General features: G+C 62.9%; 19 protein-coding genes. 8 read left to right on the top strand and 11 right to left on the bottom strand.

Annotation, left to right across the window (positions count from 1 at the left end):
• The first annotated feature begins 71 nt into the window (after positions 1-71).
• Both rep and BUQ73_RS26835 read left to right on the top strand, forming a co-directional pair.
• Positions 72-2081 carry a DNA helicase Rep gene (gene rep / locus BUQ73_RS26840; protein WP_027917001.1) on the top strand — a complete coding sequence of 670 codons (2010 nt, stop codon included), beginning with the start codon at positions 72-74 and terminating at the stop codon, positions 2079-2081.
• A gap of 64 nt (positions 2082-2145) precedes the next feature.
• The gene (locus BUQ73_RS26835; RefSeq protein WP_003253535.1) at positions 2146-2718 is read left to right on the top strand and encodes a xanthine phosphoribosyltransferase; all 573 of its coding nucleotides are present in this window, start codon (positions 2146-2148) and stop codon (positions 2716-2718) included.
• Positions 2719-2838: 120 nt separating this feature from the next.
• On the opposite strand, the gene BUQ73_RS26830 is transcribed toward BUQ73_RS26835, so the two are convergent.
• The 5 genes from BUQ73_RS26830 to dadA form a co-directional block, all read right to left on the bottom strand.
• Positions 2839-4695, bottom strand: coding sequence for an acetyl-CoA hydrolase/transferase C-terminal domain-containing protein (locus BUQ73_RS26830; RefSeq protein WP_079230342.1), 1857 nt, complete (start codon positions 4693-4695; stop codon positions 2839-2841).
• Positions 4696-4922: 227 nt separating this feature from the next.
• A complete protein-coding gene (locus BUQ73_RS26825; RefSeq protein WP_027917003.1) occupies positions 4923-5345 on the bottom strand; it encodes a c-type cytochrome in 423 nt (140 codons plus the stop codon).
• Between the two features lie 136 nt (positions 5346-5481).
• The gene (locus BUQ73_RS26820) at positions 5482-6030 is read right to left on the bottom strand and encodes a cupin domain-containing protein (RefSeq protein WP_079230341.1); all 549 of its coding nucleotides are present in this window, start codon (positions 6028-6030) and stop codon (positions 5482-5484) included.
• A gap of 110 nt (positions 6031-6140) precedes the next feature.
• On the bottom strand, positions 6141-7214 hold the full coding sequence (alr, locus tag BUQ73_RS26815; RefSeq protein ID WP_079230340.1) for an alanine racemase: 1074 nt from the start codon (positions 7212-7214) through the stop codon (positions 6141-6143).
• A gap of 126 nt (positions 7215-7340) precedes the next feature.
• Positions 7341-8645 carry a D-amino acid dehydrogenase gene (gene dadA, locus BUQ73_RS26810; protein WP_079230339.1) on the bottom strand — a complete coding sequence of 435 codons (1305 nt, stop codon included), beginning with the start codon at positions 8643-8645 and terminating at the stop codon, positions 7341-7343.
• A gap of 153 nt (positions 8646-8798) precedes the next feature.
• On the opposite strand from dadA, the gene dadR reads away from it, so the two are divergent.
• Positions 8799-9287 (top strand): transcriptional regulator DadR, encoded by a 489-nt coding sequence (gene dadR / locus BUQ73_RS26805; protein ID WP_003258963.1) that lies wholly within the window; start codon positions 8799-8801, stop codon positions 9285-9287.
• Positions 9288-9289: 2 nt separating this feature from the next.
• Here dadR and BUQ73_RS26800 read toward each other — a convergent pair whose 3' ends face one another.
• A complete protein-coding gene (locus BUQ73_RS26800) occupies positions 9290-9643 on the bottom strand; it encodes a YkgJ family cysteine cluster protein (protein ID WP_079230338.1) in 354 nt (117 codons plus the stop codon).
• Between the two features lie 162 nt (positions 9644-9805).
• Between BUQ73_RS26800 and BUQ73_RS26795 the strand changes: the two genes are divergently transcribed.
• Positions 9806-11098: an NAD(P)/FAD-dependent oxidoreductase gene (locus BUQ73_RS26795; RefSeq protein WP_079230337.1), complete on the top strand. Its 1293-nt coding sequence runs from the start codon at positions 9806-9808 to the stop codon at positions 11096-11098.
• A gap of 142 nt (positions 11099-11240) precedes the next feature.
• Here BUQ73_RS26795 and BUQ73_RS26790 read toward each other — a convergent pair whose 3' ends face one another.
• On the bottom strand, positions 11241-11471 hold the full coding sequence (locus BUQ73_RS26790) for a DUF1127 domain-containing protein (protein WP_079230336.1): 231 nt from the start codon (positions 11469-11471) through the stop codon (positions 11241-11243).
• A gap of 179 nt (positions 11472-11650) precedes the next feature.
• Here BUQ73_RS26790 and BUQ73_RS26785 point away from each other — a divergent pair, with 179 nt between their 5' ends.
• Both BUQ73_RS26785 and BUQ73_RS26780 read left to right on the top strand, forming a co-directional pair.
• The gene (locus BUQ73_RS26785) at positions 11651-13081 is read left to right on the top strand and encodes a PLP-dependent aminotransferase family protein (RefSeq protein WP_192858676.1); all 1431 of its coding nucleotides are present in this window, start codon (positions 11651-11653) and stop codon (positions 13079-13081) included.
• Between the two features lie 60 nt (positions 13082-13141).
• Positions 13142-14698 (top strand): phospholipase D family protein, encoded by a 1557-nt coding sequence (locus BUQ73_RS26780; protein ID WP_079230334.1) that lies wholly within the window; start codon positions 13142-13144, stop codon positions 14696-14698.
• Between the two features lie 2 nt (positions 14699-14700).
• Here the strand turns inward: BUQ73_RS26780 and BUQ73_RS26775 are convergent, their stop codons facing one another.
• Positions 14701-15840 (bottom strand): MFS transporter, encoded by a 1140-nt coding sequence (locus BUQ73_RS26775; RefSeq protein ID WP_079230631.1) that lies wholly within the window; start codon positions 15838-15840, stop codon positions 14701-14703.
• A gap of 127 nt (positions 15841-15967) precedes the next feature.
• A complete protein-coding gene (locus BUQ73_RS26770) occupies positions 15968-17461 on the bottom strand; it encodes an aldehyde dehydrogenase (protein ID WP_079230333.1) in 1494 nt (497 codons plus the stop codon).
• Between the two features lie 196 nt (positions 17462-17657).
• Between BUQ73_RS26770 and BUQ73_RS26765 the strand changes: the two genes are divergently transcribed.
• Complete coding sequence (locus BUQ73_RS26765) at positions 17658-18017, top strand: cupin domain-containing protein (RefSeq protein WP_016502222.1); 360 nt, start codon at positions 17658-17660, stop codon at positions 18015-18017.
• A gap of 100 nt (positions 18018-18117) precedes the next feature.
• A complete protein-coding gene (locus tag BUQ73_RS26760) occupies positions 18118-18429 on the top strand; it encodes an I78 family peptidase inhibitor (protein WP_079230332.1) in 312 nt (103 codons plus the stop codon).
• Positions 18430-18496: 67 nt separating this feature from the next.
• Here BUQ73_RS26760 and rpmG read toward each other — a convergent pair whose 3' ends face one another.
• Together rpmG and rpmB are read right to left on the bottom strand one after the other, a co-directional pair.
• Positions 18497-18652 carry a 50S ribosomal protein L33 gene (rpmG, locus tag BUQ73_RS26755; protein WP_003253507.1) on the bottom strand — a complete coding sequence of 52 codons (156 nt, stop codon included), beginning with the start codon at positions 18650-18652 and terminating at the stop codon, positions 18497-18499.
• A gap of 11 nt (positions 18653-18663) precedes the next feature.
• Positions 18664-18900: a 50S ribosomal protein L28 gene (gene rpmB, locus BUQ73_RS26750; protein ID WP_003253504.1), complete on the bottom strand. Its 237-nt coding sequence runs from the start codon at positions 18898-18900 to the stop codon at positions 18664-18666.
• Between the last annotated feature and the right edge of the window lie 87 nt (positions 18901-18987).

Below are 18987 nucleotides of genomic sequence, written 5' to 3'. Positions count from 1 at the left end.
ACGGTCGCGCCACAAGTGGCCCATGCCTGTTAGAATGCGCGGCTATTTTCTGGCGACCCCCGGTTTCTAGCATGTCCCGACTCAATCCCCGGCAACAGGAAGCCCGTGACTACGTCGGCGGCCCTCTATTGGTGCTCGCCGGTGCTGGCTCGGGCAAGACCAGCGTGATCACGCGCAAGATTGCCCACCTCATCCAGAACTGCGGCATCCGTGCCCAGTACATCGTGGCGATGACCTTCACCAATAAGGCCGCACGCGAGATGAAGGAGCGGGTCGCCACCCTGCTGCGCCCGGGGGAAGGCCGGGGCCTGACGGTGTGCACGTTCCACAACCTGGGCCTGAACATCATCCGCAAGGAGCACGAGCGCCTGGGCTACAAGCCGGGCTTCTCGATCTTCGATGAATCCGATATCAAGGCGCTGCTGTCGGACATCATGCAGAAGGAATACTCCGGCGACGACGGCATCGACGAGATCAAGAACATGATCGGTGCCTGGAAAAACGACCTGATCCTGCCCGCTGAAGCCCTGGAAAAGGCGCGCAACCCGCGCGAACAGACCGCCGCCATCGTCTACACCCACTACCAGCGCACGCTCAAGGCGTTCAACGCAGTAGACTTCGACGACCTCATCCTGCTGCCGGTCAAGCTGTTCCAGGAGCACCCCGACGTGCTCGAACGCTGGCAGAACCGCGTGCGCTACCTGCTGGTGGACGAATACCAGGACACCAACGCCAGCCAGTACCTGCTGGTGAAGATGCTGATCGGCATGCGCAACCAGTTCACCGTGGTGGGCGATGACGACCAGTCGATCTATGCCTGGCGAGGCGCGCGCCCCGAGAACCTGATGCTGCTCAAGGAGGACTACCCCTCCCTGAAGATCGTCATGCTCGAACAGAACTACCGCTCCACCAGCCGCATCCTGCGCTGCGCCAACGTGCTGATCGCCAACAACCCGCACGCTTTCGAAAAGCAGCTGTGGAGCGAGATGGGCGTGGGCGACGAGATCCGCGTGATCCGCTGCAAGAACGAGGAAGCCGAGGCCGAACGCGTGGCCATGGAAATCCTCACCCTGCACCTGCGCACCAACCGCCCGTACAGCGACTTCGCCATCCTCTACCGCGGCAACTACCAGGCCAAGTTGATCGAACTGAAGCTGCAGCACCACCAGGTGCCGTATCGCCTGTCGGGCGGCAACAGCTTCTTCGGCCGCCAGGAGGTCAAGGACCTCATGGCCTACCTGCGCCTGCTGGTGAACCCGGATGATGACAACGCCTACCTGCGGGTGATCAACGTGCCGCGCCGGGAAATCGGCTCGACCACCCTGGAAAAGCTCGGCAACTATTCCACCGAGCGCGGCATCTCGATGTACGCCGCCAGCGAGGAGCTGGGCCTGGGCGAGCACCTGGACGCCCGCTACACCGAGCGCTTGCAGCGCTTCAAGCACTGGCTCGACGGGGTGCGCCACAAGGTTGCCCTGGAAGACCCGATTGCCGCGCTGCACGAGATGATCCGCGACATTGACTACGAGAACTGGATCCGCCAGCAGACCGCCAGCGACAAGGCGGCGGAGTTCCGCATCAGCAACGTCTGGTTCCTGGTCGAAGCGCTGAAGAACACCCTCGAGAAGGACGAAGAGGGTGACATGACCATCGAGGACGCCATCGGCAAGCTGGTGCTACGCGACATGCTCGAGCGCCAGCAGGAAGAGGAAGAAAACGCCGAAGGTGTGCAGATGATGACCCTGCACGCCTCCAAGGGCCTGGAATTCCCTTACGTGTTCATCATGGGCATGGAGGAGGAAATCCTCCCCCACCGCTCCAGCATCGAGGCCGACACCATCGAAGAGGAACGCCGCCTGGCCTACGTGGGCATCACCCGCGCGCGCCAGACCCTGGCTTTCACCTTCGCCGCCAAGCGCAAGCAGTACGGTGAGATCATCGACTGCACGCCAAGCCGGTTCCTCGACGAACTACCGCCCGACGACCTGGCCTGGGAAGGCCTGGACGATGCACCGGTCGAGGTGAAGGCCGCACGCGGCAACAACGCCCTGGCCGATATCCGGGCAATGCTCAAACGCTGATCAACCATTACTCTTTAACTCTGCCGCTTTTAGCGGCCACCTTTGTTACATCGAGGAATACACAGTGGAAGCACTGCATCAGAAGATTCGCGAAGAAGGCATCGTGCTTTCCGATCAGGTTCTCAAAGTCGACGCGTTTCTCAACCACCAGATCGACCCGGCGCTGATGCAGCTGATCGGTGACGAGTTCGCCCGCCTGTTCGCCGATGCCGGCGTGACCAAGATCGTCACCATCGAAGCATCGGGCATCGCCCCGGCGGTGATGACCGGCCTGAAGCTGGGCGTACCGGTGATCTTCGCACGCAAGCACCAGTCGCTGACCCTGACCGAGAACCTGCTGACTGCCTCGGTGTACTCCTTCACCAAGCAGACCGAGAACACCGTGGCCATCTCGCCGCGTCACCTCAACAGCAGCGACCGCGTGCTGGTGATCGACGACTTCCTGGCCAACGGCAAGGCGTCGCAGGCACTGATCTCGATCATCAAGCAGGCCGGTGCCACTGTTGCCGGCCTGGGCATCGTCATCGAGAAGTCGTTCCAGGGCGGCCGTGCCGAGCTGGACAGCCAGGGCTACCGCGTTGAATCGCTGGCCCGGGTGAAGTCGCTGGAAGGTGGTGTGGTCAGCTTCATCGAGTGATTGCCCCTGGGGCCGCTTTGCGGCCCATCGCGACACAAGGCCGCTCCTACATGAAAACGCATAACTCTTGTAGGAGCGGCCTTGTGTCGCGATGGGCTGCGAAGCAGCCCCGGCAATTCATCAGGACGCCGCCAACCCCGCCAGCAACAAGCGCTGGTAAAGCTCTTCCTTAAGCCCCTGCGGCTGATCCAGCTGCATCCGCGCCAAGTGCGCCTCATACCCCTCCGGCCCCGGCGCCTCCAGTGCCGCCTTGCCCAGCTCCAGCATTTCGCTCAGCTTGAACTTGCTCTTCAACCAGTTCAGCGCGCGCAACAAGTCCCGTTCCTCAGCCGTGAAGTCCGTGCCCAGCGGATACTCCGGGAATAACCGCGCATGCCGGGCCTTGATGGCCTCCAGGCGCTGCGGCGTGTTGCCTGTGAACCGCGCATCCAGCTGAAAGTCCCGGGCCAGTTTGCCTGCATCCTTCGCCTGCTCGGTCAACTCGCCCTGGAACCTTGAATCGCTGATGGCCAGCAACCGCGCAATCACTTCGCTGTCGGTCTGCCCACGCAGGTCGGCGATGCCATACTCGGTCACCACGATATCGCGCAGGTGCCGAGGGATGGTGCAGTGGCCATAGCGCCAGAACAGGTTGGAGGTCACCTCACCACCCGACTCGCGCCAGCTGCGCAACAGCAGGATCGAGCGCCCGCCCTCCAACGCATGGCCCTGGGCCACGAAGTTGTACTGCCCGCCCACCCCGCTGAGCACCCGACCGTCTTCCAGCTGGTCGGCTACACCGGCACCCAGCAGGGTCATGCCGAACACCGTGTTGACGAAGCGCGCATCGCGGCGCTGCCGGCGCTTGAGTTCTTCCTGCCCGTACAGCTCGTTGATGAAGCTGATGCGGGTCATGGCGAAACGTGCGCGTTGCTCCAGCGGCATCTCGCGCAAGCGTTGGTAGAACGCCCGCGGGCCCAGGAAGAACCCGCCATGCACCAGCACGCCCTGCTCGTCCGCCGGGCGCCGCACCACGCCGGCCTCGGATAGCGCCAGCAGGCCGTTGACGAACATCTCGCTGCAGCCATAAAGGCCTTGGGCGAAAGGCTCAAGGCCCCCCTCCCGCTCGATCAGCGCCTGCCAAGGGCCAACGTCCAGCTCGTCGAGCAACGTACGGTAACCCTCATTGTCACCCTGGCGCGCCAACAACGCTGCCGCCAGCGCATCCCCCATGGCGCCAATGCCGATCTGCAAGGTGCCGCCATCACGTACCAGCGAGCTTGCGTGCAAACCGATGCAGTGATCCTGGGTGGTGACCGGCATGTTCGGGGTAGAAAACAGCCGGCGCTGCTCCGCTTCGTCGATCAAAATGTCGAACGCATCGATCGGCAGCTCCGCATCGCCCGGCATGTAGGGCAGTTCGGTATGAACCTGGCCGAGCATGAGGATGGTTTCACCTGCTGCACGCCGCTTGGCGATCATCGGTTGCAGGTCGAGGGTGATGTCGGGGTTGCAGGCCAGGCTTAGGTGGACGGGCTTTTCCGGCGTGGCAGCGACCAGCTGGGCGACCAGGTTCAGGCCCTTGGCATTGATGTCACGTGCGGCGTGGCTGTAGTTGCTGCTGATGTAGTCCTGCTGCGCGGTTTCGCTGTGCAGCAGGCTGCCGGGTTGCATGAAGAACTGTTCGACGCGGATGTTCGGCGGCAGGTTGTCGTTGCGCAGGTCGGCAAGGTAGCTGAGCTCTTCGTAGTCGGCGAACACGCGCTCGACGAAGGGCTCGAGGAAACGCCGTTGCAGGCCGTCGCCCAGGGGTGGGCGGCCAAGCGTCAGCGCGGTGTAGATCGTCAACCTTCGCTCTGGCAGCTCGCGGACCCGGGCGTAAAGCGCATTGACGAAGGCGTTGGGCTTGCCCAGGCCCAGCGGCAAGCCCATATGGATATGTGCTGGCAGCCGGGCGAGAACCTGCTCGACGGCCTGGTCGATGGAGCAGAGGTGCATCGGGGCCTCCTGAATCATCCATGGGGTCAGGGGTTGGACATGGGCTCAAGAGGTTGGTTGCCTGTGCCGGCCCTTTCGCGGCTAAAGCCGCTCCCACAGGGACCTCACAATACTCAAGGGCAGTGAAAATCCTGTAGGAGCGGCTTTAGCCGCGAAAGGGCCGGCACAGGCAACACAAATACAAAGCCCGCCAAAAAATGGCGGGCCTTGTGCAATTCATCTGCGGCTCAAAGCCCGGACATCTTCTTGATGGCCCCTTTCAGGTCATCATCCGAGCAGTCCGCGCAGGTACCTTTCGGCGGCATGGCGTTCAGGCCGGTAATGGCCTTGGCCAAAAGCCCGTCCACCCCACCCTGCTCATCAGCGCGCTTCTTCCACGCAGCGCCGTCGCCAATCTTCGGCGCCCCCAGCAACCCGGTGCCGTGGCAGGCATTGCAATGCTTGGCAATCACATCATCCGGCGTCTTGGCCCCGCCACCGCCTGCTGCGGCTGCCACTTCCATGCCCTTGCATTCCTGGCCCTGCACACAGACCTGGCCGACCGGCTCAAGGCGTTTGGCAAGTTCATCGTTGGTCGCTGCGGTTGCGCTCATTGCCCAAAGGGCGAATACGGCTGCTGGTACGGCCAGCATCTTCTTGATTTGGTTCACGCGAACACCCTCATGGTGGCTAATCACGCCCGCGGCCACGGTAATGCGAGCGTTGAAAAGTATAGCGGGAACCCGGAAACCGTGAAACGACCCTACTCAGGAAAGGGGTATTACCGAAGCAATGCACTGCGCTGGATCAAAAGTTCGACGGTGTGGCTGCACTGATCAACCGTGCAGGTGCGTCGAACGGGTTGCGGAAACGGTGCGGGCGGGTGCTTTCGAAGTAGTAGCTGTCGCCTGCTTCGAGAATGAAGATCTCGTTGCCCACCACCAGCTCGAGCTTGCCTTCGAGCAGGATGCCGGTTTCTTCACCATCGTGGGTGAGCATCTCGGCACCGGTGTCGGCCCCCGGCGGGTAGACCTCGGTGAGGAAGGCGATGGCACGGTTGGGGTGCGACTTGCCCACCAGCTTCATGGTCACCGCGCCGTCGGAGATGTCGATCAGCTCGTGGGCCTTGTAGACGATCTGCGCGGGGCTTTCGGTCTCCAGCTCGACCGAAAAGAACTCGACCATAGACATGGGAATGCCGCTGAGGACCTTGCGCAGCGAGCTGATCGAGGGGCTCACGCTGTTCTTCTCGATCATCGAGATGGTGCTGTTGGTCACTCCCGCGCGCTTGGCGAGTTCCCGCTGGGACAGGCCCTTGAGCTTGCGGATGGCTTGCAGTCGTTCGCCGACGTCCAAAGCTGGAGCCTCCTGAAACGGTGAGATGGCGGGGTGAATGTGAACGATATCATGGCAATGCCGTTCAGTATTTACAACACACCGCCCCTCAAGCTGTCCGCTTCAGCGCCTTATTCGCCGTAATAGTCCAGCGGCACGCGTCTCAGGTTGCAGAAGATCTGGTAGGGAATGGTCCCGGCTTGCATCGCTACATCACTGGCCAGTACCTGCTTGCCCCACAGCTCGACCGGGCTGCCGACAGTGGCTTCGGGCACGTCGGTGAGGTCGATGCAGAGCATGTCCATCGACACGCGGCCAATCAGCTGGCTGCGCTTGCCAGCGACCACCACCGGCGTGCCGGTGGGCGCATGGCGCGGGTAGCCGTCGGCGTAACCCATGGCGACCACGCCAACACGGGTCGGCCGCGGGCTGACGAACTTGGCACCGTAGCCCACCGGCTCACCGGCTGGCAGCTCGCGCACGCTGATGACCCGCGATTGCAGGGTCATCACCGGTTGCAGGCGCGCAGCCTGGGGCTGGTCGGCCTCGAAGGGGCTGGCGCCATACAGCATGATGCCCGGGCGCACCCAGTCGCTCGGGGCCTGCGGCCAGGCCAGCACACCGGGTGAGTTGCGCAGGCTGCATTCGGCAACCAACCCTTCACGGGCGGCGTTGAACACAGCGATCTGCTGCTCGGTGGCATCGGCCTCCGGCTCGTCGGCGCGGGCAAAGTGGCTCATCAGCACGATGCGCGAAACCTTGCCGCTGGCCAGCAGGCGCTGGTAAGCCTCGTGGTAGTCCTTGGGGTGCAGGCCAACGCGGTGCATGCCACTGTCGAGTTTGAGCCAGATGGTCAGCGGCTTGTGCACCTGGGTCTGCTCGATGGCTTCGAGCTGCCACAGCGAGTGCACCACGCACCACAGGTCGTGTTCGGCGATCAGCGCCAGCTCGCTGGCTTCGAAAAAGCCTTCGAGCAGCAGCACCGGGGCCTTGATACCGGCGGCGCGCAGCTCCAGCGCTTCTTCGATGCAGGCCACGGCAAAGCCGTCGGCTTCGGGCTCCAGGGCCAGGGCGCAACGCACGGCACCGTGGCCGTAGGCGTCGGCCTTGACCACGGCAAGGGCCTTGGCACCGGTCAGTTCACGGGCCAGGCGGTAGTTGTGGCGGAGGGCTTGCAGGTCGATCAGGGCGCGGGCGGGACGCATGGCGGCTGCCTTATGGTGTTCGGGTTGAAATCGGTGTTGGATTCTTCGCGGCTGAAGCCGCTCCTACAGGGATCGCACAAACCTGTGGGAGCGGGTTTACCCGCGAAGAGGCCGGTACAGGCGACCTTACTGCTGGTGGGCAGGCGCGGTCTGGCCGTGCTTGGCGACTTCCGGGCTGTTGCCATACCGGGAGATGTCCAGGCCTTCGGCACTGATCTGCGGCTTCTTGCGCGCAATCAGGTCGGCCAGCAGGCGGCCGGAACCGCACGCCATGGTCCAGCCCAGCGTACCGTGGCCAGTGTTGAGGAACAGGTTGCGGAACGCGGTGGCACCCACGATCGGCGTACCGTCCGGGGTCGCCGGGCGCAGGCCGGTCCAGAAACTGGCCTGGCTCAGATCGCCGCCGCGAGGATAAAGGTCGTTGACGATCATCTCCAGCGTTTCGCGTCGACGCGGGTTCAGCGACAGGTCAAAACCGGCGATTTCAGCCATGCCGCCAACGCGGATGCGGTTGTCGAAACGGGTAATCGCGACCTTGTAGGTTTCGTCGAGAATGGTCGAGGTCGGCGCCATGTCGGCATTGGTGATCGGCACGGTCAGCGAGTAACCCTTGAGCGGATACACCGGGGCCTTGATGCCCAGCGGCTTGAGCATCTGCGGCGAGTAGCTGCCCAAGGCCAGCACATAACGGTCTGCCGTTTCCAGCTTGCCATCGATCCACACGCCATTGATGCGGTCGCCGGCGAAGTCCAGACGCTGGATGTCCTGGCCGAAACGGAATTCCACACCCAGGTTCACGGCCATTTCGGCGAGCTTGGTGGTGAACAGCTGGCAGTCACCGGTCTGGTCATTGGGCAGGCGCAGGGCACCGGCGAGGATGTCTTTCACCCCAGCCAGGGCTGGTTCGACACGGGCAATGCCATCGCGATCGAGCAGCTCGTAAGGCACGCCGGACTGTTCAAGCACGGCGATGTCCTTGGCTGCGGCATCGACCTGGGCCTGGGTGCGGAACAGCTGGGTAGTACCCAGGCTACGGTTTTCGTAGGCAATGCCGGTTTCGGCACGCAGTTCGTCGAGGCAGTCGCGGCTGTACTCGGACAGGCGCACCATGCGCTCCTTGTTCACCGCGTAACGGCTGGCGGTGCAGTTGCGCAGCATCTGTGCCATCCACAGGTACTGGTCGACATCACCGGTCAGCTTGATGGCCAGGGGCGCGTGGCGCTCCAGCAGCCACTTGATGGCTTTCAGCGGCACGCCTGGGGCAGCCCAGGGCGAAGCATAACCGGGCGAGATCTGGCCTGCGTTGGCAAAGCTGGTTTCCAGAGCCACTGCCGGCTGGCGGTCGACCACAGTCACCTCGAAGCCTTGCCGGGCCAGATAATAGGCACTGGCGGTACCGATCACACCGCTACCAAGTACCAATACTCGCATCGTTCATCCCTCGCACGCGGCGCACCGCTATTTTGTTGATATGGCATGGATGCGCGCAGTATAAGAATCTCAGCCCAGTGCAATTCACTATATAAAAGCCTATTATTGGCGAGAATTCTCGGCAAAATCGCCTTTCACGGAGGGGCATCCCCTATGAGAACCCAGCACCAGAGCAAGCGTGAACTGGACAAGATCGACCGCAATATCCTGCGTATCCTGCAGAATGACGGGCGTATTTCCTTCACCGAACTGGGCGAGAAAGTTGGGCTTTCCACCACCCCCTGCACCGAGCGCGTACGCCGCCTGGAGCGCGAGGGCATCATCATGGGCTACAACGCCCGGCTGAATCCGCAGCATCTCAAGGGCAGCCTGCTGGTGTTCGTGGAAATCAGCCTGGACTACAAGTCCGGCGACACCTTCGAAGAGTTCCGCCGCGCGGTACTCAAGCTGCCCCATGTGCTGGAGTGCCACCTGGTTTCCGGCGATTTCGACTACCTGGTGAAAGCGCGCATTTCGGAAATGGCTTCCTATCGCAAGCTGCTGGGCGACATCCTGCTGAAGCTGCCGCACGTGCGTGAGTCGAAGAGCTACATCGTGATGGAAGAGGTAAAAGAAAGCCTCTGCCTGCCGATCCCGGACTGAGGCTAGACCAGCACCTGGCGGGTAGTGGCAATGAACTGGTGGACCAGCTGCTCTGCGCCGGGGTCGATCATCGGCTCTGGGCCGCGGCCACGCGGGCAGGCCATGCGCGGGGTGGTACCGAACAGGCGGCAGATCATCGGCCTTTCTTCATAGACCGTGCAGCCGTCTGGGCCCAGGTGCACGCAGTTCAGGTGCTCCAGGGCGGCATCCTGTTCGGCCTGCGTCTTGCGCGGCAGGCGGGCCATCTCTTCAGCCGAGGTGGTGACCGGGCCGCAGCAGTCGTGGCAGCCGGGCTCGCACTCGAATGAAGGAATGAGCTCGCGCAGGAAGTGGATCTTGTGGCGGTTGCAGGACATGGCGGGGTACAAAGCTGAGGAATTGGCAGAATTATAGGCCCATTAGCGGCGGTTCAGCGCCCCGACATGCCCGCGAACGAGGGCGATGCTCTCGCCTTGTTGCCCACCGAAGTACCCCGGCTTATCCTCCACCACCACCCCACAGCCCCCAGGACCTGCCCCATGATCCACAGCGCGCAGCATACCGCCTCGTACTACGCCGCCAGCAGCGCGCCCCACCCGGATCATTCCTTTCTGCAAGGCGAACACAACGCCGATGTGTGCATCGTCGGCGGTGGCTATTCTGGCCTGAACACGGCCATCGAACTGGCCGAACGTGGCTTCTCTGTGATCCTTCTGGAAGCACGCAAGCTCGGCTGGGGCGCCAGTGGGCGCAATGGCGGCCAGCTGATTCGCGGCGTCGGCCATGGCCTGGAGCAGTTTCTTCCAGTGATCGGCGAGGAAGGCGTACGCAGCATGAGGCTGATGGGCCTGGAAGCCGTGGATATCGTCCGTGAGCGAATTGAGCGCCACGCCATCGCCTGCGACCTGACCTGGGGTTACTGCGACCTGGCCAACAAACCCGACGAACTGAAGGGTTTCGCCGAGGATGCCGAAGCACTGCGCAGCCTGGGCTACCGCCACGAACTGCGCCTGGTCGGCAAGGGCGACATGCACAGCGTGGTGGGCTCGGACAGCTATGTCGGCGGCTTGGTAGACATGGGCTCGGGCCACCTGCACCCGCTCAACCTGGCCCTGGGTGAAGCCGCTGTGGCCAGCCGCCTGGGCGTGAAGCTGTTTGAGCAATCCGAGGTCACGCGCATCGACTACGGCCCTGAAGTGCAGGTACACACCGCGCTGGGCCGGGTGCGGGCCAAGACTTTGGTGCTGTGCTGCAACGCCTACCACAACGATCTCAATCGCGAGCTGGGCGGCAAGGTGCTGCCAGCCGGCAGCTACATCATTGCCACCGAACCACTCAGCGAAGAACGCGCCCATCAGCTGCTGCCGCAGAACATGGCCGTGTGCGACCAGCGCGTGGCGCTGGACTACTATCGCCTGTCGGCCGACCGCCGCCTGCTGTTCGGCGGTGCCTGCCACTATTCCGGGCGCGACCCGAAGGACATCGCCGCCTACATGCGGCCGAAGATGCTCAAGGTATTCCCGCAACTGGCCGATGTGCGCATCGATTATCAGTGGGGCGGCATGATCGGCATCGGCGCCAACCGCCTGCCACAAGTCGGCCGCCTGGCCAGCCAACCCAACGTCTATTACGCCCAGGCCTATGCTGGCCACGGCCTGAACGCCACGCATCTGGCCGCGCGCCTGCTGGGTGAAGCGATCAGCGGCCAGGAGAGCGGGCGTTTCGACCTGTTTGCCAAGGTGCCACATGTCACCTTCCCCGGCGGCAAGCACCTGCGCTCGCCGATACTGGCCTTGGGGATGCTCTGGCACCGGCTCAAAGAGCTGGTCTGACAGACGACTCCGCCCATTTGGGAGCGGCCTTGTGTCGCGAAAGGGCCGCATAGCGGCCCCGGCGATATTGGCTGCGAAGCTGAAATCTTGGGGCTGCTCCGCAGCCCTTTCGCGACACAAGGCCGCTCCCACACTGACCGGGTCAGTCCTTCCAGAACGGTTTGCCCCCCTCGGTACGTGCCTGCTCCCAGCTCAAGCCAATATCCCGCAGCTGGTCATCATCCAGCTGCAACAGGGCCCGGCGGGTGTGCCAGCGGTGCAACATCAACCCCCAGCGCCCGAACCCTGCCGGTGCGTTGAAAACCCTGGTCTGCTGCCCGGCGTCCAGTTCCTTGGCCAACAGTTGCAAGCGCACATCGCTCATGCCACCCATCGCTGCTTTCTCCCCTTCAGTTTGTAACCGTGGCGAAAGGATGCGCTTCAGCAGCCCAGGCAATACAGATCCAATACAGGCTTATTATTCTCATACAGAATGTGTCGACTGACGGCTGAATGATGTATTTTCAGCGTAACTGTACTGGTTGCTTCCTACAGGAAGCGCAGGAGTATGCCGTGACCCTTTACCTGAACCTCGCCGAACTGCTCGGCGCGCGCATCGAACAGGGCCTCTACCGCCCCGGCCAGCGCCTGCCATCGGTGCGCGCCCTGAGCGTGGAGCACGGCGTCAGCCTGAGTACCGTGCAGCAGGCCTACCGCATGCTCGAAGACAGCGGCATGGTCTCGCCACGGCCCAAGTCCGGCTACTTCGTCAGCGACCATCGCCACCTCCCCGCCCTGCCTGCGATCAGCCGCCCAGCCCAGCGCCCGGTAGATATCTCGCAATGGGAACAGGTGCTGGAGCTGGTGCGCAGTACCCCGCGTCAGGGCGTGATCCAGCTCGGCCGCGGCATGCCCGACATCGACAGCCCAACCCTCAAGCCGCTGCTGCGCAGCCTCGCCCAGCTGAGCCGGCGCCAGGACATGCCGGGCCTGTACTACGACAACATCCACGGCAACCTGGCACTGCGCGAGCAGATCGCCCGGCTGATGCTCGACTCCGGCTGCCGCCTGGGCCCGGCCGACCTGGTGGTGACCACCGGCTGCCACGAGGCGTTGTCGTGCAGCATCCGCGCGGTCTGTGAGCCGGGCGATATCGTCGCGGTCGATTCGCCAAGCTTTCACGGCGCCATGCAGACCCTCAAGGGCCTGGGCATGAGGGCCTTGGAAATTCCCACCGACCCGCTCACCGGCATCAGCCTCGAAGCCCTGGAACTTGCGCTGGAGCAATGGCCGATCAAGCTCATCCAGATCACCCCCAGCTGCAACAACCCGCTCGGCTACATCATGCCCGAGGCGCGCAAGAAGGCCCTGCTGAGCCTGGCCCAGCGCTACGATGTGGCGATCCTTGAAGACGACGTGTATGGCGACCTGGCCTACACCTACCCGCGCCCGCGCACCCTCAAGTCGTTCGACGACGACGGCCGCGTGCTGCTCTGCAGTTCTTTCTCCAAGACCCTCGCCCCCGGCCTGCGCATCGGCTGGGTCGCCCCCGGCCGCTACCTGGAGCGGGTGCTGCACATGAAGTACATCAGCACTGGAAGTACCGCCACTCAGCCACAGCTGGCCATCGCCGACTTCATCGCCGCCGGGCATTACCAGCCGCACGTGCGCCGCATGCGCAGCCAGTACCAACGCGGCCGCGACCTGATGAGCGACTGGGTAAGCCGCTACTTCCCAGCCGGCACCCGTGTCAGCCGGCCCCAGGGCGGCTTCATGCTGTGGGTGGAATTGCCCGAACATTTCGATACGCTGCGCCTGAACCGCGCTTTACTGGAGCAGGGCGTGCAAGTGGCCGTAGGCAGCATTTTTTCGGCATCGGGCAAATTTCGCCACTGCCTGCGCATGAACTTCGCCGCGCGGCCAACCGCGCAAATCGAGGATGCGGTACGCAAAGTGGGGGAAACCGCCCTTCGTCTACTGGTTGAAGAAGACACTGACGGGTAACTTTGCGCCGCCCTCCACGGTCCAACTTCTCAGGCCTTTGCTGTACAGGACGATTCACCCTTGAGACTCCAGCGAGCTCTGCCTCTGCTGCTGATGCTGCTGCTCGGCCTTGCCGGCTGTGCCAGCGTCGGCACGCCCCGCGAAACCAGCCAGGCGCTGCCGGCCAGCGAGTCGGCCTTCGGCCGCTCGGTGCTGCGCCAGGCCGCGCCCTATGAAGGGCGCTCTGGCTTTCGCCTGCTGCCCAACAGCAACGAGGCCTTCCGCGCCCGCGCCGAGCTGATTCGCAACGCCCAGGCGAGCATCGACCTGCAGTACTACATCGTCCACGATGGACTGAGCACCCGTGCCCTGGTGCACGAACTGCTGCGTGCAGCCGACCGCGGCGTGCGCGTGCGCATCTTGCTTGACGACACCACCAGCGATGGCCTGGATACCATCATGGGCACTCTCGATGCCCACCCGAACATCCAGATCCGAGTATTCAACCCGCTGCACCTGGGGCGTAGCACAGGCGTCACGCGCGCCGTCGGCCGCCTGTTCAACCTGTCGCGCCAGCACCGGCGCATGCACAACAAGTTGTTCCTGGTGGACAACAGCATGGCCATCGTCGGCGGGCGCAACCTGGGAGACGAATATTTCGATGCCGAACCCAATCTGAACTTTACCGACATCGACCTGCTCGGCATCGGCCCGGTAGCCGAGCAGCTGGGGCACAGCTTCGACCAGTACTGGAACAGCGCCCTCAGCCGGCCGATCACCGACTTCCTTTGGCGTGCCCCGGATGCCGATGACCTGCGCGCCAGCCGCCAGCGCCTGGAAGTGTCCCTGGCCCAGGCGCGGGTGCAGCGCAAGGCGCTGTACGACCGGCTCATGTCGTATCAGTCGCAGCCACGCCTGGATGTATGGCGCAACGAGCTGATCTGGGCCCACGCCCAGGCACTCTGGGATGCACCGAGCAAGGTGCTGGCCGATGATGAACCAGATCCGCAACTGCTGCTGAGCCAACAACTGGCACCGGACCTGGCCAACGTGCACCGCGAACTGATCCTGATGTCGGCCTATTTCGTACCGGGCGAACCAGGCTTGCTGTACCTGACCGGCCGGGCAGATGCCGGGGCTTCGGTGAAGTTGCTGACCAACTCGCTGGAAGCCACCGATGTGCCGGCGGTGCATGGCGGCTATGCACCCTATCGCCGAGCGCTGCTCGAGCACGGCGTGCAGCTGTTCGAACTGCGTCGTCAGCCCGGAGCCCCGTCTCCAGCGCGCCTGAGCTTCCATGGCAGCAGCTCGGACTCGAGCCTGCACACCAAGGCCATCGTGTTCGACCGGCGCAAGACCTTCATCGGTTCGTTCAACTTCGACCCTCGTTCGGTGCTGTGGAACACCGAGGTCGGTGTGCTGGTCGACAGCCCGGAGCTGGCCGAATACACCCGCGAGCTGGCCCAGCAAGGTATGGCACCGGCGTTGAGTTACCAAGTGAAGCTGGTAGGTGACAAACTGGTCTGGGCGACCGAGGACAATGGCCAACGGCACATGCTGACCTCAGAGCCGGGTGGCATCTGGCGGCGTTTCAACGCCTGGATCAGCAAGGCCGTAGGCCTGGAGAAAATGTTGTAGGTTCAGGCCGAGGCTGGCTCGAAGGCTCCGCGTCTGCGGGTCAGCAGTACAAGGCCGGCAGCCCCCGCCGCCATCAGCCACAGCAGTGCATGGCCACTGACCCACTGGCTCCCCGCCCCGGCCAGCAACGGCCCAAGCAGGCAACCGATGCCCCATAGCTGGGCCACATGGGCGTTGGCCCGTACCAGTGCATCATCGCGGTAGCGCTCGCCGATCAAGATCAGCGACAAGGTGAACAGGCCACCGGCGCTGGCCCCGAACAGTACCCACAGGGGCCAGATCAGCTGCGTGTCCAACAGCAGCGGAATCGCCAGGCTGGACACCATCAAGGTCAGCGCACAACCGGTGAACAGCGCCTGTCGTGACAAATAGTCGGCCAGTGCGCCAATCGGTAACTGCAGCACGGCATCGCCCACCACCACAGTGCTGACCATGAACAGGGCGATTTCAGTGCTGAAGCCTTGCTGCAGGCAATACACCGGCAACAAGGTAAGAATCATCGCCTCGAAGGCGGCAAACAGGGCGACAGCCCAGGCAATCACCGGCAAGCGGCGACAGAAGGCGAACAGGTCGCCGAAGGTCACGCTGCAGGCTTCGGTACTGGGTGCGCCGCCACGCCCGAGCAGCAGCAAGGGTGCCAACAGCAACAGCGCGGTCGCAGCCCAGAAGCCGAAGTCATCGTCAGAACCCAGGAAACCCAGCACCAGCGGCCCGGCTAGCTGGCTCAGGGCATAGCTGCTGCCATACAGCGCCACCAGGCGGCCGCGCCATTGCTCGACCACCAGCTGGTTGATCCAGCTTTCGCCAAGAATGAACACTACTGTCAGCGACATGCCGATCAGCAGGCGCAGGGCCAGCCACAGCGGGTAGCTTGGCAGCAAGGCGAGCAGGCCGATCGACAGCGCCCCGCCCCACAGGCACAGGCGCATCGCCGAGGGTACGCCGACCCAGCCCGCCAGGCGGCTGGCCAGGCTGGCTCCGAGCAGCACGCCCAGTGCCGGCATCGCCGCCATCACACCGATGGCGAACCCTCCGTAGCCCCAGGCCTCAAGGCGCAGGGACACCAGCGGCATGCTCACACCGAGCGCAAGCCCGACACTGAGCACCGACGCCAGTACGGCAAAGTAGGTTCCCCAACGCATTGCAGCCTCCCAGGCAGAATTGTTCAGGCCCATTCGCGGGCGAGCCCGCTCCCACAAGCCCGCCGCCGGCCTTGAGCGCAGCGGAGTACTTGTGGGAGCGGGCTCGCCCGCGAAGAAGACTACCGGATTACAACTTGATCCAGGTCGCCTTCAGCTCGGTGTACTTCTCCAGCGCGTGCAGCGACTTGTCACGGCCGTTGCCCGACTGCTTGAAACCACCGAACGGTGCGGTCATGTCGCCGCCGTCGTACTGGTTGACCCAGACGCTGCCAGCGCGCACGGCACGGGCGGTCTTATGGGCCTTGGAGATGTCCGAGGTCCAGATACCGGCTGCCAGGCCATACGGGGTGTCGTTGGCGATGGCAATGGCTTCTTCGGCGGTGTCGAAGGCGATCACCGACAGCACTGGGCCGAAGATTTCTTCCTGGGCAATCTTCATGGCGTTGGTCACGCCGTCGAAGATGGTCGGCTCGACGTAGGTGCCACCGGTTTCTTCCAGGGTGCGCTTGCCGCCGGCCAGCAGCTTGGCGCCGTCCTTGTGGCCAGCATCGATGTACGACAGCACGGTGTTCATCTGCTGGGTGTCGACCAGGGCACCGACGGTGGTCTGCGGGTCCAGCGGGTTGCCTGGCTTCCAGCCTTTGAGGGCCTCGACCACCATAGGCAGGAACTTGTCCTTGATCGAACGCTCGACCAGCAGGCGGGAGCCGGCGGTGCAGACTTCACCCTGGTTGAAGGCGATGGCGCTGGCGGCAGCTTCAGCGGCGGCTTGCAGGTCCGGGGCGTCGGCGAAGACGATGTTCGGGCTCTTGCCACCGGCTTCCAGCCAGATGCGCTTCATGTTCGACTCGCCCGCATAAACCATCAGTTGCTTGGCGATCTTGGTGGAGCCGGTGAACACCAGGGTGTCGACGTCCATGTGCAGGGCCAAGGCCTTGCCCACGGTGTGGCCGTAGCCTGGCAGCACGTTCAGCACGCCAGCCGGGATGCCGGCTTCGATCGCCAGCTGGGCGATGCGGATGGCGGTCAGCGGGGATTTTTCGGACGGTTTGAGCACCAGCGAGTTACCGGTAGCCAAGGCCGGGGCGATTTTCCAGCAGGCCATCAGCAGCGGGAAGTTCCACGGCACGATGGCACCGACCACACCCACCGGCTCACGGGTAACCAGGCCGAGCTGGTCATGTGGAGTCGGGGCGACTTCGTCGTAGACTTTGTCGATGGCTTCGGCGGTCCAGTGAATGGCTTGCGCCGCGCCCGGCACGTCGATGCTGGAGGAGTCGCCGATCGGCTTGCCCATGTCCAGGGTTTCCAGCAGCGCCAGCTCTTCGACGTTCTTGCGCAACAGGTCGGCAAAGCGGATCAGCTTGGCCTTGCGCTTGGCCGGAGCCAGTTGCGACCAGACGCCGGAATCGAAGGTGGCGCGGGCGTTTTCCACAGCGCGGTTGGCATCGGCGAGGTCGCAGCTGGCAACCTTGGCCAGGAAGCGTCCGTCGACCGGGCTCAGGCACTCGAAGGTTTCACCGGATGCGGCATCGGTGTATTCGCCGTTGATGAAGGCGCGGCCTTCGATCTTCAGTTGCTGGGCACGTTGTTCCCAGTCCGCACGGGTCAGGGTAGTCATACGAAACTCCTCCTCTTGTTTAGGTGCAACGCCGCACTGAGGACTCACAGGCGTTGTCAGAATTCTGGCCGGGCGACGAGCGCACACTGGCAAGCGATACCCTAAACCAGCCGGTGTAAACTATCAATATATTTGACACGAAAGGCTCAAAAGCCTACTGATGTTCATTTTATTAAACAACAACAGGAGCCGCACCATGAGAATCGACAGCATCATCGACTTCGCGCAGGTCATCACCGAGGCCGAACGCTACCGCCCGGCGGCGGAAAAAATCCTCAAGGGCGAGCCAGACCAAGCGGTCTATAACCACTACTCCAGCCCTTGCGGACAGTTTGCTGCAGGCGTGTGGGAAGGTGAGGTGGGGCAGTGGACGGTGAACTACACCGAGCACGAGTACTGCGAGATCGTCCATGGCGTTTCGGTGCTGCGCGACCAGGACGGCGGTGCCAAGACCCTGCGTACCGGTGATCGGTTTGTTATCCCGGCCGGGTTCAAGGGCACCTGGGAGGTACTGGAGCCTTGCCGTAAGATTTATGTGATGTTCGAGCAGAAATGATCAGAGCGGTGAGGCAGTGACTATCTACCGCATGCACGCATTGTGATGGCTCAGCATCACCGGGCTCACATTGAGCCAACCCTGATCAAAGGAACTCGACATGCCAAAAGATAAATCGCTGCCCGAAGCAAGCACCAAGATCTCCGCTAGCATCATTGCTGCCGCGGGTGCTGCCGCAACGATCCGGCCACCCCAGAAGAAGCCAACGCCGATGACAGACGCGCAGACCTTACAGGCTGTGAAAGACTTCATCGGCACCACCTACTCTCCTGCGGTCAAGGAAAAGATCAAGACAATCACTCATCGCCCCGTCATTGGACCAGGCGACTTCTCCACCCGCGAATTCAACCCCAATCGCATCAACCTGCACACCAACGCGAAAGGGATGATTGAAGGGTGCAGATTCGGCTAATTCAGAACGCCAGCCATAAAAAAACCCGCGTCCTTTCGGATGCGGGTTTTTTTAGGTCGCCGATCAATTACTTGATCTTGGCTTCCTTGTACACCACGTGCTTGCGAACAACCGGATCGTATTTCTTGATCTCGATTTTGTCCGGGGTGGTGCGCTTGTTCTTGTCGGTGGTGTAGAAGTGGCCGGTACCGGCACTCGAAACCAGACGGATCAATTCACGCATGATGTTCTCCCTTAAACCTTGGCGCCAGCTTTACGGATGTCAACCAGAACGGCGTCGATGCCGCGCTTGTCGATGATACGCATGCCTTTGGCGGATACGCGCAGACGCACGAAACGCTTCTCGGATTCAACCCAGAAACGGTGGTGCTGCAGGTTCGGCAGGAAACGACGACGGGTTTTGTTGTTTGCGTGGGAAATGTTGTTCCCGGTTACTGGACCCTTACCAGTAACTTGACAGACTCTCGACATGACTCAGCCCTCTAAAACCACATGCCCAACCCGGCATGGGTTGGCCGCTTAATCTCTCAGTCTTTGGCGCCAGGCGCCGTGATTCTG

It is taken from the genome of Pseudomonas putida, assembly GCF_002025705.1.
GTDB lineage: Bacteria > Pseudomonadota > Gammaproteobacteria > Pseudomonadales > Pseudomonadaceae > Aquipseudomonas > Aquipseudomonas putida_J.
The sequence above is the reverse complement of the archived record's forward strand: the minus strand, read 5'-3'. Positions and strand labels throughout refer to the sequence as shown.

Excerpts from the sequence above, each read along its gene's own strand:
- rpmG (WP_003253507.1), bottom strand. The coding sequence starts at position 18,652 with ATGCGTGAATTGATCCGTCTGGTTTCGAGTGCCGGTACCGGCCACTTC.
- BUQ73_RS26795 (WP_079230337.1), top strand. The coding sequence starts at position 9,806 with ATGATCCACAGCGCGCAGCATACCGCCTCGTACTACGCCGCCAGCAGC.
- BUQ73_RS26770 (WP_079230333.1), bottom strand. The coding sequence starts at position 17,461 with ATGACTACCCTGACCCGTGCGGACTGGGAACAACGTGCCCAGCAACTG.
- rep (WP_027917001.1), top strand. The coding sequence starts at position 72 with ATGTCCCGACTCAATCCCCGGCAACAGGAAGCCCGTGACTACGTCGGC.
- BUQ73_RS26830 (WP_079230342.1), bottom strand. The coding sequence starts at position 4,695 with ATGCACCTCTGCTCCATCGACCAGGCCGTCGAGCAGGTTCTCGCCCGG.
- BUQ73_RS26800 (WP_079230338.1), bottom strand. The coding sequence starts at position 9,643 with ATGTCCTGCAACCGCCACAAGATCCACTTCCTGCGCGAGCTCATTCCT.
- dadR (WP_003258963.1), top strand. The coding sequence starts at position 8,799 with ATGAGAACCCAGCACCAGAGCAAGCGTGAACTGGACAAGATCGACCGC.
- BUQ73_RS26760 (WP_079230332.1), top strand. The coding sequence starts at position 18,118 with ATGCCAAAAGATAAATCGCTGCCCGAAGCAAGCACCAAGATCTCCGCT.
- BUQ73_RS26765 (WP_016502222.1), top strand. The coding sequence starts at position 17,658 with ATGAGAATCGACAGCATCATCGACTTCGCGCAGGTCATCACCGAGGCC.
- BUQ73_RS26790 (WP_079230336.1), bottom strand. The coding sequence starts at position 11,471 with ATGGGTGGCATGAGCGATGTGCGCTTGCAACTGTTGGCCAAGGAACTG.
- BUQ73_RS26775 (WP_079230631.1), bottom strand. The coding sequence starts at position 15,840 with ATGCGTTGGGGAACCTACTTTGCCGTACTGGCGTCGGTGCTCAGTGTC.
- alr (WP_079230340.1), bottom strand. The coding sequence starts at position 7,214 with ATGCGTCCCGCCCGCGCCCTGATCGACCTGCAAGCCCTCCGCCACAAC.
- rpmB (WP_003253504.1), bottom strand. The coding sequence starts at position 18,900 with ATGTCGAGAGTCTGTCAAGTTACTGGTAAGGGTCCAGTAACCGGGAAC.
- dadA (WP_079230339.1), bottom strand. The coding sequence starts at position 8,645 with ATGCGAGTATTGGTACTTGGTAGCGGTGTGATCGGTACCGCCAGTGCC.